At 38.6% G+C, this 14,138-nt stretch carries 9 protein-coding genes; 8 read left to right on the top strand and 1 reads right to left on the bottom strand.

Going from position 1 to position 14,138, the window contains the following annotated elements; all coding sequences use genetic code 11:
• Window positions 1–2: 2 nt before the first annotated feature.
• Entirely contained in the window at window positions 3–884 is an 882-nt protein-coding gene (locus WJM97_RS16195) for a hypothetical protein (RefSeq protein ID WP_353929818.1), read from the top strand.
• A gap of 17 nt (window positions 885–901) precedes the next feature.
• Entirely contained in the window at window positions 902–1,906 is a 1,005-nt protein-coding gene (locus WJM97_RS16190) for a transposase (protein WP_353929817.1), read from the top strand.
• Between the two features lie 50 nt (window positions 1,907–1,956).
• Here WJM97_RS16190 and WJM97_RS16185 read toward each other — a convergent pair whose 3' ends face one another.
• Window positions 1,957–2,895, bottom strand: a complete 939-nt coding sequence (locus WJM97_RS16185; RefSeq protein ID WP_353929816.1) for an ADP-ribosylglycohydrolase family protein — start codon at window positions 2,893–2,895, stop codon at window positions 1,957–1,959.
• Window positions 2,896–3,125: 230 nt separating this feature from the next.
• On the opposite strand from WJM97_RS16185, the gene WJM97_RS16180 reads away from it, so the two are divergent.
• The 6 genes from WJM97_RS16180 to WJM97_RS16155 all read left to right on the top strand — a co-directional run bounded on the left by WJM97_RS16180 (window position 3,126) and on the right by WJM97_RS16155 (window position 14,100).
• Window positions 3,126–3,662: a hypothetical protein gene (locus tag WJM97_RS16180; protein WP_353929815.1), complete on the top strand. Its 537-nt coding sequence runs from the start codon at window positions 3,126–3,128 to the stop codon at window positions 3,660–3,662.
• Window positions 3,663–3,986: 324 nt separating this feature from the next.
• Window positions 3,987–5,900 (top strand): sulfite reductase, ferredoxin dependent, encoded by a 1,914-nt coding sequence (gene sir / locus WJM97_RS16175; protein WP_353929814.1) that lies wholly within the window; start codon window positions 3,987–3,989, stop codon window positions 5,898–5,900.
• Window positions 5,901–6,358: 458 nt separating this feature from the next.
• Window positions 6,359–8,185 (top strand): bifunctional serine/threonine-protein kinase/formylglycine-generating enzyme family protein, encoded by a 1,827-nt coding sequence (locus tag WJM97_RS16170; RefSeq protein ID WP_353929813.1) that lies wholly within the window; start codon window positions 6,359–6,361, stop codon window positions 8,183–8,185.
• Between the two features lie 586 nt (window positions 8,186–8,771).
• On the top strand, window positions 8,772–10,400 hold the full coding sequence (gene prfC, locus WJM97_RS16165) for a peptide chain release factor 3 (RefSeq protein WP_353929812.1): 1,629 nt from the start codon (window positions 8,772–8,774) through the stop codon (window positions 10,398–10,400).
• 183 nt (window positions 10,401–10,583) lie between these two features.
• On the top strand, window positions 10,584–12,743 hold the full coding sequence (locus WJM97_RS16160; RefSeq protein ID WP_353929811.1) for a M48 family metalloprotease: 2,160 nt from the start codon (window positions 10,584–10,586) through the stop codon (window positions 12,741–12,743).
• Between the two features lie 631 nt (window positions 12,744–13,374).
• Window positions 13,375–14,100: a hypothetical protein gene (locus WJM97_RS16155; protein WP_353929810.1), complete on the top strand. Its 726-nt coding sequence runs from the start codon at window positions 13,375–13,377 to the stop codon at window positions 14,098–14,100.
• The last annotated feature ends 38 nt before the right edge of the window (window positions 14,101–14,138 follow it).

Below are 14,138 nucleotides of genomic sequence, written 5' to 3'. Positions count from 1 at the left end.
CTATGACTAATTCATACGACACTACGTACAAAGCCCAACCTTTTTTCACAACACAAAGGATAGTTTTGATGGGCATTAGCTGGGCAGTGTTAGCCCTGTTATACTTTTTGTTGTTCAGTGCCAAAACTCTTGATCCTGCTAGTGGTAAAGAAATTCGTGAAACCTGGTACTCGGTGGGAACATACATTTTTGAAATCCTTGCGTTTTTAAGTGCAGCTGTTCTCTGCTGGCGAAATTGGCAAAGTACCCAAATTATCAGTAATCGCAAGGTTTGGCTATTTATTGGTTTGGGAATGTCTGCTTATTTTATAGGTGGTCTAGTGTTTGGCTACACAGAACTAATTCAAAAACAAGAAGCAGATATATCTTTTGCTGATGCGTTTTATGTCCTCAATTATCTGCTTCTGGGTATAGGTATGTCCCTAGCCTTGTTCTCCCGACGGATTACTTTGGAAATCTGGCAATGGTTGATTGTGTTTGCAATTGGAGTTGTGGGAATTCTGATTGCCTGGTTTATTGCCCAGCAAAATCCAGCCCCTTCACCAGAATTAGATCCTTTATTGCTCAAAGTAAAAATAGCAGTAGATTGGTTTTACATAGTCAGTGATGTGCTGCTGTTAATTATCGCTACAATTATGTTATTAGCGTTTTGGGGAGGAAAAGTTTCCCTTTCCTGGAGAATGATTGCAGCCGCTGCATTTTGCCTCTACATTGCAGATATGTGGTTTAAATATGCCACTAACTCTATTGCAAATTACGAAAGTGGAGACATACTAGAAGTATTCTGGATATTTAGCGGAGTGTTATTTGGTATGGGTGCTGCTCTGGAATACGAAGCATCAATGAGCCTTAAACGGCGTACCAGTGGACGCAAACGAACTTAATCAATTTGGTGTCTACCGTGAGAAAATTAACAGATTCTGACAAACAAGAAATTCTCAAGTTATATAGAGAAACTGCCGAAACCACCTCGACTTTGGCAGAACGCTATGGAGTAAGTAACTCAACAATTAGCAGGTTACTCAAAAGTACCTTACCAGAAGAAGATTACGAATATCTTGTTTCTTTAAAACGTGCTGCTAGAACCCCTGAAGGCAGAGCGCAGGTCAACTATGATGATCTACCACTGTTGAGTGGACAGACAGATACATCACCAGAAACCAATGATCAGCCTTCCCCAGTTTTGCTCAAGCTGGAAGAGAGCAAATCACCTCTTACAGAAACTCCTCAACCTCAAGAGGATCAAACTCAAGAGGAGGAACAACGCCAAATTCCGGCAATTAGAAGGGTAAAAACCCGTTCTTCCGCTACGGAAAAACCTGATCTACCCATAATTAGGGAAGTAATTAAGGAGGTAGAAACTCCTAAACCCAAACTATCAGAAGTTCCTCGGATTAACAAAAAAGTCATTGATGATGAAACCCCAGCGGGTAAAGTTATTGACGATATGTTTGATGACGATTTACTCAATGAATCTGATGATTTGGATGATTTGGATGATGATTTGTATGATGATGAGGAAGAGTTTGACGACGACGATTTTGAAGAACCTACTCCTCTATTCACAAATCGTAGACCCGGAGAAGCTCCGGTTCAGGTTTTACCATTGTCGGTGGCACATTTGCCCAAAACTTGTTATTTGGTGATTGACCGTTCTGCGGAATTAATTACTAGACCTCTCAAGGATTTCGGTGATTTGGGCCCTATTCCTGTGATTGAAACCCAGCAAAAAACTCTACCTATCTTTGATAATCATCGAGTTGCTAAACGCTTTTCTACTAAGCGCGATCGCGTGATTAAAGTCCCTGATAGTAGGATGCTGCACAAGGCTAGTAACCATCTCCAAGCTAAGGGTATAACTAGGCTATTAATTGATGGTCAAGTCTACTCTTTGTCTTTGGTTTAATTTGACAGTTGACAGTTGATAGGTGACAGGTGACAGGTGACAGGTGACAGTTAACTAATGACTAATGACAACCTACTAGCTAAATCCATAATGTCTTGTTTGCGGGCGATTTGTTCGAGCCATTCATTGGGAATGCTTTCCCAACCGTAGTAAATTCCGGCTAAACCACCAGTGACAGCCCCAGTAGTATCCGTATCTCCGCCTAAGTTAACTGCTTTTAGTACCGCTTGGGCGTAGGAGGAACTATTTAACAAACACCATAATGATGCCTCCAAGGTATCAACAACGTAACCACTAGAGTTAATCTCTTCAATAGGTATTTGAGCAATTTCACCGCTGAAAACTCTGTCAAAAGAAGGTTTTTCTAAGGCATATTCACCACTAGAATATAGTGCATTAATCTTTTCTAATCCTTGCAGATAAGCCACATTCGGCTCAAAACCTGTAAGTAACTCTATGGCAATACTAATATAAATTCCACAAGCCATTTGCGATCGCAGATGACCATGAGTAATACAGGAAACTTGGTGTACCTTTTCTATCAACTCCTGAAAATTCCCAGCCTGATAAAAATAAGCCATCGGTAAAATTCGCATTAACGAACCATTACCATTGTTATATTCCTGGCTACCACCAGCTGTTTCCGGTGATGCTCCCTTGTGCCAATTCATGATAGCTTCTAAGGTAGTGTTACCAATATCAAACACTTCCCCATGAGCGCCCCAATAACCCTCACTATACCAACGATAAAAGGAATGGGCGATCGCATCTAAGGAAAATCCCTCACACAGAGATGCTGCTAAACACAAAGTTAGTGAACTGTCGTCAGACCAAGTTCCTGGAGGTTGACACCATGTACCACCACCTTGCATGGATGTGACTGGGGAAAGGGTACGATCAACACGGCTAGTAAATTCCACTGGTACACCAAGAGCATCTCCCACACATACGCCCATTAAACCTGATAACACCTGCTTTGCAGTCACCATAATTTTCGATAGAGTTAAACTTTCAAAATCTCAATTTGCCATCTGGAATCATCAAAGATATATGTGTAATTATAATTACTGATTCAAAAATTTACTAAATATCCAAAACCTTAAATATATTGCATCAATACTAACAAGGATTTTAGTAAAATTAAAAATCAACTGGAACATTTTTAACTGATCCTCGACAGAGCATTTAACAGTAAAACTTCTGATATATGGTGAACAATATGAAACGCCTTCTCAAATCTTTAGTCACAATTTCTGCTTTATCTTCCTTAGTAATTGCTCCTATATTTCTTTCTGCTGGTAAAGCTGCGGCAGAAACTCAAAAAGGAACAGATGCTAGTTATATCGGCGCTGGTGTCGCTGCTGGTGTTACCAATGGTGGACAAAACGGTGATGCTGCCACCTTGGGTGGTAATATCACTGGACGTGTAAAAATAGGAAATACTCCTTTTTCGGCACGGGGTAACGTCCTGTGGAGTGATGAAACAACCGCAATTATTCCTGAAGTTTCCGTAGATGTTCCCATCGCTAATAGAACCAATGCTTTCATTACTGGTGGTTACTCTTTTGTCGAATCTGATGGTAAACCAACTCCCTTGGGTAATAGAGATTCCGTAGTTGTTGGTGCTGGTGTGGAATCAGAAGTTACTAAAAACTTCCTAGTTTACACAAATGCTAAAGTTGGACTCAAAGCTTATCAAAATAGTCCCGCTTCCGCTGTCAGCATCAATGGTGGTATCGGTTATCGCTTTAGATAAGTGATTGGTGATTGAGTACAAATAACTAATGACCAATGACCAATGACTAATCAGTATCTGTTGACAAACTACACAGTTTAGCCGATATGTCAACAGATAAATATAAAAAATTTGTGTATTGCTTAAAAGCTATAAAATACTAAAAATGCTGGTTCTGTTAAGTGTTAAATCACTTATGAAGCCGGCTTTTCACTGTGTTAAAATTAGGTTATTATTCATAATTCCGACCGGATTTTTGGTGTTGTAATAAATGAACCGATATTAATAAACTCCGAATTCGGCTTTTACTACTGCATTTACCCTATTGAGAAACATACTACTGTAATGGTTAACACTGCTCCTGCTCCCGTTAGTAATCGGCCACCTTCCAAAGTCGAAGGTATCAAAGAAAATAGTAATTTTTTGCTTGAACCTGTAGCGACAGAAATTCTTGAGGATACAACTCATTTTAGTGAAGATGCGATTCAGATTCTCAAATTTCATGGGTCTTATCAACAGGATAACCGTGATAATCGCGTCAAAGGACAGGAAAAAGATTATCAAATGATGCTGCGGACAAGAAACCCTGGGGGGTTAATACCACCACAGCTATATTTGGCCTTGGATAAATTAGCTGATGAATACGGTAATCATACTTTACGAGTTACCACCCGCCAAGGTTTTCAGTTACACGGGATTTTGAAAAAGAATCTGAAAACAGCTATCTCTACAATTGTTCAAAATCTTGGTTCTACTTTAGGCGCTTGTGGTGACATTAACCGTAACGTTATGGCACCCGCTGCACCCTTCAAAAATCGCCCAGAATATCAGTATGCTTGGGAATATGCCCAAAATGTCGCTGATTTGCTCTCACCTCAAACCGGTGCTTATTATGAAATCTGGTTGGATGGGGAAAAAGCGATTAGTGCTGAAGAACACCCAGAGGTAAAAGCAGCTAGGGAAAAAAACGGAACTGGGACAATTGTCCATGATTCCGTAGAACCAATTTATGGCACTCATTATATGCCACGTAAGTTTAAAATTTGCGTGACAGTTCCCGGTGATAATTCTGTTGATTTGTATACCCAGGATTTAACGTTAGTAGTCATTACTAATAAAAAGGGAGAATTACAAGGTTTTAATGTTCTTGCTGGTGGTGGTTTGGGAAGAACTCACAACAAAGAAGAAACCTTTGCTCGCGCTGCTGATCCTATTGGTTATGTTACAAAAGAAGATGTTTATGATATTGTTAAAGCCATAGTTGCTACTCAAAGAGATTATGGCGATCGCACCAATCGCAGACACGCTAGATTAAAATATTTAATCAATGATTGGGGTGTAGAAAAATTCCGCACCCAAGTAGAAGAATACTTTGGTAAATCTGTCGAACCATTTAAAGAATTACCCAAATTCAAATATCAGGACTATCTAGGTTGGAATGAACAAGGAGACGGTAAACTCTTTTTGGGTATTTCTATAGATAATGGTCGAGTCAAAGATGAAGGTGAATTTAAGCTCAAAACCGCTTTAAGGTTAATAGTTGAACAATTTAATTTACCTATTCGTCTCACACCTAACCACAATCTAATTTTCTACGAAATTTCCCCAGCAGATAAAGAAGCAATTCAAACAATTTTAGATCAGTGTGGTGTCATTGCTGACCCTGATCAAATTCCTGCTTTAACCCGCTATGCTATGGCTTGTCCCGCTTTACCAACTTGTGGTTTAGCAATCACAGAATCAGAACGGGCAATACCTGGTATTTTAGAAAGAATCAGAGCTTTATTAGATAAAGTGGGTTTACAAAAAGAACATTTTGTGGTAAGGATGACTGGTTGCCCTAATGGTTGCGCTCGTCCTTATATGGCAGAATTAGGGTTTGTTGGTAGCGCACCAGAATCTTATCAAATCTGGTTAGGTGGTTCACCAGACCAAACCAGATTAGCTAGACCAATCATTGAAAAACTGCATCACAACGACATCGAAAGCTTTTTAGAACCAATTTTCATCTATTTTAAGAAGTTTCGCAAAGGTAAAGAGAAATTCGGTGATTTTTGCGACAGAGTAGGTTTTGATGCTATCCGCGAATTTTCTGACACCTACACCCCTGGAACACCAACCAGCAGCGGAAAATCACGCCATCGGGTAAGTCTGCGGGATGACGTTTATTCCCAACTCAAGGAAACCGCAGAACAGCAAGGTAAACCCATGACTGAGTTAGTACATGAGGCTTTAGATAAGTATTTCCAAAGTCTGTAGAATCTTCTCAATTAAAGATACTGTAGGGGTTTAGCAGTGCTAAACCCTTTTTCGTTTTACGGAAATTTTTGTTTAGGCTTGACAAGTCGAAAAAACTATTTTATAGTATATGTTATGGGTGGAAAAGGTGCGCCCATATATAACGGGTTTTGAAAAATTCAGGTTTGTTTTTTCAGAAGTTTGAGTTTTGAACCTACAGACGCGAATAATTTTTAATGTTGTTAACAACAATCTTGTAAATTCTCAAATCCTAACGCTGACAAATAATGCTACAGTGGGTTTGATATAAACTTATATAGGAATCCGGTTTTATTTCTAAAAATATACGTAGGGTGCGTTAGCAATAGCGTAACGCACCATTATCAAGATTTTGGTGCGTTACAAACTTCGTTTTAACACACCCTACAATACTACAGTGGGTTTGATAAAAACTCATATTATTACTGAGCGAGTTAAAGATGGTGTACTTTAACCCAGGACAAAAAATTAAACGCGGACAATATGAAATAATTGAAATTCTGGGACAAGGAGGGTTTGGTGTCACCTATCTTGCAAAAGATGATAAACGCAAAACCCAAGTAGCTATTAAAAGTCTCAACGTCTTTTCTCTGCAACAACGTTATCGAGACAAAAATGGAAATAGTGAAGGTTTTGCAGAATTTTTCGCTGAGGAACAAGACAAATTTAACACCGAAGCGATGGTGTTAGCGACCTTTGACCATCCCCACATTGTGAAAGTCTATCCAGAACTGTTCCAAGAAAAAATTCAAGATGCAGTTTTATCTTGTATGGTGATGGAATATGTACAAGGAAGAAATTTACAAAAATATATAGGAAGTCAGGGAACTTTCAGTGAAAGTGATGGTTTAAAGATTATCGAAGAAATTGGCACAGCTTTAGATTATATTCATAGTAAAAATTATCTACATCGAGATATTAAACCTGCCAATATTTTACTGCGAGAATCTGACAAAAAAGCGATATTAATAGATTTTGGGTTAGCGCGGGAAGTCAATTTTGCCGAAACCATGAGTTTAACAAATGCGAAAACTCCAGTTTTTGCACCACCAGAACAATTTGAAAACCGCAGTAACTTTACCCCCACATTAGATATTTATTCCCTTGCTGCAACATTATATGTAATCATCGCGGTGGATGAACCTCCTTATATTCCTCTCCCTAGTCCTTATCTCAATGCTAAGATCATGTTGGATCTGAAAATGGCCATTGAACCACCACAAAAATATAATTCTCAAATTAGTCAAAAGGTGAACGATGCTATTTTGAAGGGGATGGAGTTAGACTATCGAAAACGTCCCCAATCTATGGGAGAGTGGTTTGGTTATTTAGGAATAGAAAAACCTAACCCCCCTAAACCCCCTTCCCTACAAGAGAATGGGGATATTATAGCTTCTCTCCCACCAGAAGAGAGGTTTGGAGAGAGGTTAAACCTGAAAACCTTTAACTTTAAAGTTGTCACCACTAACCGCAAAGGAGAAATAATTAAACGACGCAACCAGTCAGCAAGATATTTTGTCGAAGACTTGGGAAATGGGGTGATGTTGGAAATGGTGGAAATACCCGCAGGAACTTTTATGATGGGTTCACCGGAAAATGAAGACGGAAGATGGAATCCTGAAGGTCCACAACATCAAGTTACCCTGGAAAGTTTCTTTATGGGTAAATATCCCTTGACCCAAGCACAGTATCAAGCTATTTTAGGTAATAATCCTGGTAGTTTCAAAGGTGATGGTTCGACTTCGCTCACCAACCAACGTCCTGTTGAATATGTAAGTTGGGATGATGCAGTGGCATTCTGTGAAAAGTTAAGCCAAAAAACAGGTAAAAACTATAAGTTGCCTAGTGAGGCACAATGGGAGTATGCTTGTCGAGCGGGAACAACTACACCTTTTTATTTTGGTGAAAGTATTACCCCAGATTTGGTAAACTACAATGGTAATTATTCCTATGCCGATGCACCAAAAGGTAAATATCGAGAACAAACCACTGATGTAGGAACTTTTCCCCCTAATGCTTTTGGTTTGTATGATATGCACGGTAATGTATGGGAATGGTGCGAAGATAGCTGGCAAGATAGTTATATAAACGCGCCCATAGGTGGTAGTGCTTTAAATAGACAAAGCGATACAAAGACGATGCGGGGTGGTTCCTGGGGCTACTTTCCTGAGAACTGCCGTTCCGCGTGTCGTTACGGCAGCTACCGCGACTACCACAGCAACTTTATTGGTTTTCGTGTTGTCTGCGTTGTTGGGAGACTCCGGTAGCACTCTATACTTTTTTCCTCTTGCCCTTTGCTCTTGTTCTTTTTCCCTTTTCCCGCCGAAGGCGGAATTTTTTTTAGAATTTTAGCAGTGTGTTTTTCAGGAAGTTGTGTTTTGAAAACCTGAGATTTTGAAAATACGTTATATATGGACGCACACTTTTCCACCTATAACATTAGAATAATGGAAGTTGAGATTTTTGTCAAGGGGCGAACGCGGATAAACGCAGATGAACGCTGATTTATTTGTCAGCATCAGGTGGTTATTGAGTTTCGACTACGCTCAACTACCGCGAAGTCGAGATAATGTCCAGGATGTAAGGATTTTCAGGTTGGGTGATCTGAAAATCTCAACTTCCCAAAAATCAATCTTTCCCAAAAAAATCTTGTAAATCCTTAAACCCTATATATATGCGCCCACAGTTTCCCACAATAACAATATAACCCAAACGCAAAAAATTGTCAACAACCTCCACCAAAAAAAATTATCTTCCTCTTCCTTTGCGCCTTTGCGTCTTTGCGTGAGATCCCAATCAAGCTATAAAATAGAAAAACCTTAAAAACTCCAGAATTGGATAAAAATAAAAATTATGGCGACTGAACTTGTAGAAGAACTAGGTCAAGCCGTAGAACAGCGTCGCAATTTTGCGATTATTTCTCACCCTGACGCTGGTAAAACTACGTTAACAGAAAAGTTACTATTATACGGAGGTGCTATCCATGAAGCAGGAGCGGTAAAAGCTCGTAGAGACCAGCGTAAAGCGACTTCTGACTGGATGGCGATGGAACAGCAACGGGGTATTTCTATCACCTCCACAGTTTTACAATTTATTTACCGCAATTGTCAAATTAATTTATTAGATACTCCTGGACACCAAGATTTTAGTGAAGATACCTATAGAACTTTAGCAGCAGCAGATAATGCGGTAATGCTGATTGATGCGGCTAAAGGGTTAGAACCCCAAACCCGGAAACTGTTTGAAGTGTGTAAACTCAGAGGTATTCCTATTTTCACCTTTGTGAATAAATTGGATCGTCCGGGGAGAGAACCGTTAGAATTGTTAGATGAAATTGAGCAAGAGTTAGGTTTACAGACATATCCTGTAAATTGGCCGATAGGGATGGGCGATCGCTTTAAAGGAGTTTTTGACCGTCATCAACAGCAGATTCATTTATTTGAACGTAGCGCCCACGGTAGTAAAGAAGCCGTTGATACTGTGATGAATCTAGGTGATAGCAGAATTGAAGAGTTGTTAGAACCAGAACTTTATCATCAACTCAAAGATGAGCTAGAACTATTGGAAGGAGCAGGAGCAGAACTAGATTTAGATTTAGTCCATCAAGGAAAAATGACACCCGTATTTTTCGGTAGTGCCATGACAAACTTCGGTGTAGAACTATTCCTGAAAAACTTCCTTGAGTATGCCCTGAAACCTGGTACACATAACAGCACTGCGGGAGAAATTCCCCCCACCTACCCAGAATTTACGGGATTTGTGTTCAAACTCCAAGCTAACATGGATCCCAAACATAGGGATAGGGTGGCTTTTGTCCGGGTTTGTACAGGCAAGTTTGAAAAGGATATGACAGTCAATCATGCTCGCACAGGTAAAGCGGTGCGTCTGTCTCGGCCACAAAAACTATTTGCCCAAGATCGAGAGTCTATTGATGTTGCCTATGCGGGAGATGTAATTGGGTTAAATAATCCCGGCGTTTTTGCAATTGGCGACACAATTTATACAGGGCAAAAACTAGAATATGAGGGAATTCCTTACTTTTCCCCAGAACTATTTGCAACTTTAAGAAATCCCAACCCATCAAAATTTAAGCAATTTCAAAAAGGTGTTTCCGAATTAAGAGAAGAGGGTGCAGTACAGATTATGTATTCCACTGATGAAGCTAAACGTGAGCCAATTTTAGCTGCTGTGGGTCAGTTGCAATTTGAAGTTGTGCAGTTTAGATTACAGAATGAATATGGTGTAGAAACTATCTTAGATATTTTACCTTACAGTGTAGCGAGATGGGTCGAAGGTGGTTGGGAAGCTTTGGAAAAAGTGGGACGTTTATTTAACACAACTACTGTAAAAGATAGCATGGGTCGCCCTGTTTTATTGTTCCGCAATGAGTGGAATTGTCAACAGTTACTAGGAGATCATCCAGAGTTAAAATTAAGTGCGATCGCTCCCGTTTTTTCTGCTCAACAACCTAGTAATTCGTAAATGAGGGAATAAAAAATAGGCTCAATTGTTGTGATTCTGACTCCTGTACGGGCGAACGGCCTTTCTGCCCCTTCTGACTCCTTCAACTCCTGAATAAATTTATTCGGGAACTCGCATCTATTTTGTGAAGTTGTAATTAGATAGCGTGCCTGACTGAGAAAAAATTGGAGTAAGAATAAGTCTATGCCTTCATCTGAAAAATTAGCTTTGGAGGCTGGTTTAGTTGCCCTTAAACAGGAAAATTACTATGCAGCCATTACTCAACTTGTCCCCCTTGCAAATATTCTGGATCAAAGCAATGCTTGCTTGCAAGCGCAAGTTGGTTTAGTAATGGCTTATGCCCATACAGGGGAAACTGATCAGGCGATCGCTTGGTGTAATAATCTCATTGAAAGTGATAATTCCCAAGTCCAAGAATGGGCAAAACGCGCCCTTGATCATTTAATTAAGCGTGAAAAACGCCTAGAATCTCAAAAGAAGTCAAATTACGCTAAGTTAACACAGCAACAAGCCAAAATTTCTAGAAAGATTAAATCTCAAACTGCTTTATCAAATGCCAAATTTAATATTTCTAGAGATGGAAAAACTACCGAAAAAAAGAACATCAATTGGCGACAAGCTAGACGTGCTAAAGTTTGGCAACCCCTGCGTAAATATAATTTTATTTCTTCCCGACTACTAGCATTAGCAACTTTTATGGTTTTGTTTGCTGTGTTAGTTGCCATGGTGGAGTCGGTAATGATTTTAACTAACCAAATTTTAGACAAATTTCCTTATGTTAGCCCCTTGCCATTTTTATATAATAGTCCCAGTTCATTCATATTAGTTTTATTATTATTCCTGCTGGGATTATCACCGTGGTTATTAGATTGGATATTGACTGAATTTTACCAACAAAAACCTTTAGCAAAAGATAATTTGTACAATTACAGTCGTGAAGCAGTCAGAGTCACACAACGTACTTGTCAAATGCGACATTGGCCTATACCTGAATTAAAGATTTTGCCAATGACAGCACCAATGATGTTTACCTATGGTAATCTACCTCGTACAGCCAGAATTGTTGTCAGTCAAGGACTTTTGGAACAATTAAATAATGATGAAATAGCCACTATTTATGGTTTAGCTTTAGGACAAATTCGCCGCTGGGATTTTGGAATTATGTCCTTAGCTTTTTTAGTCACTTTACCCATTTATAAACTTTATCAACAAGCCTCAATTTGGGGCAACAAAAGTGAAAATAGCCTCTGGATCTGGACTACTACAGCAGTGGCTAATTTAAGTTATGGAATTTGGTGTTTAATTACTGGTATAATCTTACTAAATTCTCGATTTCGCGTTTATGCCAGCGATCGCCATGCTGCGGAAATTACAGGTAATCCTAATGGCTTAATTCGGGCTTTACTAAAAATTAGTATTGGTATTGCTGACGATATCAAGACAAAACAACAAACCAGCTGGGAACTAGAAAGTGTGAATATTTTAGCCCCAGTAGATGTTAAACAAAGTCTGTGTTTAGGCAGTGTGATAGAAAACCTGCGTTGGGAATCATTCTTAATGTGGGAAAGTAGTAATCCTTATCGCCAATGGTTTACTATTAATAGTAGTCATCCTTTAATGGGCGATCGCCTCCAACGTCTATGTCAAATTGCTCGTCATTGGCATCTAGAACCAGAGCTATATTTCATCACTCCAGAATTATTGCAAGTTAAGCCCCAGTCCTTTCTACTACAAATTGCCCCTTGGTTAGGCATTCCTTCCGGACTTATCTTAGCTGGTCTATTTTGGTTAAGTTGGCAAACCGCTTACACCACTCATGTTGTTAACCTAAAATGGATTTATGATGATTGGTCTTTTATCACAGGATTTTTAATGATTGGCTTTAGCGTTGGTACATTAATGAGAATCAACAGCTTTTTCCCAGAAATTAATCAACACAACTTACATAATGACCAGCAAGCACTGAAACTATTAATAGATCCTTCAGTATTACCAATTGATAGCATCAGCGTCCGCCTAGTTGGTAAACTCATAGGTCGTCCAGGCATCGGCAATAGTTTATCCCAAGACCTGATTTTACAAACTAACCTGGGCTTAGTTAAACTCCATCATATTCCTTGGTTATCACCATCAGCCCATCCTCAAAAATGGATCGGCAGACAAGTTACAGTCACAGGTTGGTTACGTCGAGGAGCGACACCTTGGATAGACATCCAAACATTGGAAACTCAAACAGGTAACATTATTAACAGTCCCCATCCCATTTGGTCTACCGTTTTAGCCGTTGTAGCCCAAGCTTGGGGAGCATACATCATGCTGACAGCCCAATCTATAACCGGGTAGTTTAGATACATTCTGCGGAAAATTTTCTCAAAGATAAGTTTGGAACAATGTCAACAAAATTTGCACATTCTTTCTAAGAGTGTTACATTTATTCATGAAATGCACAAATATTTTTAGATTACATCTCTGAATTCTGTTTGTTCACTAGCACAACAGCGTAATCGTCCAATCTTCAAACAGCAGCTAAAGGATGATTTTTGTTGAAATTCTACCCCTTGCGTAAAAAACTCATTGTATGCTATGATGTAATAATGCTTTATATCGGCGAAAATTTAAGTGCTAGATCAGCTGTGTGGTGAATGCCATAACAATGTAAAAGATGGTATTTCATTCTCTAGGTAGAAGCTAAGAGTATTTTATTGATATACGGCGGTGGATAGTGAGTTATCAAACTTATAATTCTGAAGATTAAGATGGTATTAGCTGCACTTCATAGCGGTTTTATTTTAAGTCAATATGATTATAGTCAACAACTATATTGGCAAGCATTGTCCAATTTATAGACCAACATGAATATTAAAAAATATCAACATCACAGCAGAGCAAACATCATTGCCAATAACGAATTTAAAAGAATTGACTGGATTTTAGTCATTAGTTAGTATAAGTAAGCATATTCTTATATACCATTATGCAGTTAGTAGAAAAGCAAATTATCCAAAGCAATAATCCCCATGATCCGGAGATTGAATCTTTGTATTTATTTGCCAAAAGCCTCTACAATTATACTGACTGTTATATGATAGGAAACATTCTCAATTTACCTGTGCAAATAGCCAAAAAATCATTACTTTTATATATTCATAGGTCAAAATTTTGGGTGGCATCTAATTCATATATGGAACGTAAGTCTAAATATCAATTTATAAATAATTCTCTAAGAAAATTAAGCTTGCCAAAATGTAATCATCATCAAAAAAATAAATATTTATCTTTATCAATTTATCCAGATTATGCAGAAATTCAAATGACAATAAAAAATATAATGGGTACTTTTGTGATTAGAGATAATATACTGTATAGACATCATGGTAAATTAGTTATGGCAGACAAATACAATCAACACAAATTTGTATTTTTCTGCCTGGAATGGGTTGTGAAGTTGTGGAGCTACAAAGCCAAATTATCAGAGATGAAAACCTTGTTTGATGATTTTTTTACCAACATAATTTTTAGTTGTTACCAACATCCAAATAGGGTTTCTAGGTATGATGAAAGTTACCCTTTCCAATTTACATTTAGTCTTCAAAAAATTAGCACCGATTTATATAAAATAGGTAATAATTCATTGATTCATGCAGATATTAATGATAGTTTAAATATCTCAAGAGAATTAGTCCCAATAGCTTTTAGCTGAGGGATATAGGGCGCTGTAGTTCGTCCTGTCGGGGAGAT

Source organism: Okeanomitos corallinicola TIOX110, assembly GCF_038050375.1.
In the GTDB taxonomy this organism is placed as follows: Bacteria; Cyanobacteriota; Cyanobacteriia; order Cyanobacteriales; family Nostocaceae; genus Okeanomitos; species Okeanomitos corallinicola.
This window is presented reverse-complemented; position numbering and strand designations above follow the sequence as displayed.

Bases quoted from the DNA above. Each gene is read 5' to 3' on its own strand.
- WJM97_RS16195 (WP_353929818.1), top strand. From the start codon at position 3: ATGACTAATTCATACGACACTACGTACAAAGCCCAACCTTTTTTCACA.
- WJM97_RS16185 (WP_353929816.1), bottom strand. From the start codon at position 2,895: ATGGTGACTGCAAAGCAGGTGTTATCAGGTTTAATGGGCGTATGTGTG.
- WJM97_RS16180 (WP_353929815.1), top strand. From the start codon at position 3,126: ATGAAACGCCTTCTCAAATCTTTAGTCACAATTTCTGCTTTATCTTCC.
- sir (WP_353929814.1), top strand. From the start codon at position 3,987: ATGGTTAACACTGCTCCTGCTCCCGTTAGTAATCGGCCACCTTCCAAA.
- WJM97_RS16170 (WP_353929813.1), top strand. From the start codon at position 6,359: ATGGTGTACTTTAACCCAGGACAAAAAATTAAACGCGGACAATATGAA.
- prfC (WP_353929812.1), top strand. From the start codon at position 8,772: ATGGCGACTGAACTTGTAGAAGAACTAGGTCAAGCCGTAGAACAGCGT.
- WJM97_RS16160 (WP_353929811.1), top strand. From the start codon at position 10,584: ATGCCTTCATCTGAAAAATTAGCTTTGGAGGCTGGTTTAGTTGCCCTT.
- WJM97_RS16155 (WP_353929810.1), top strand. From the start codon at position 13,375: ATGCAGTTAGTAGAAAAGCAAATTATCCAAAGCAATAATCCCCATGAT.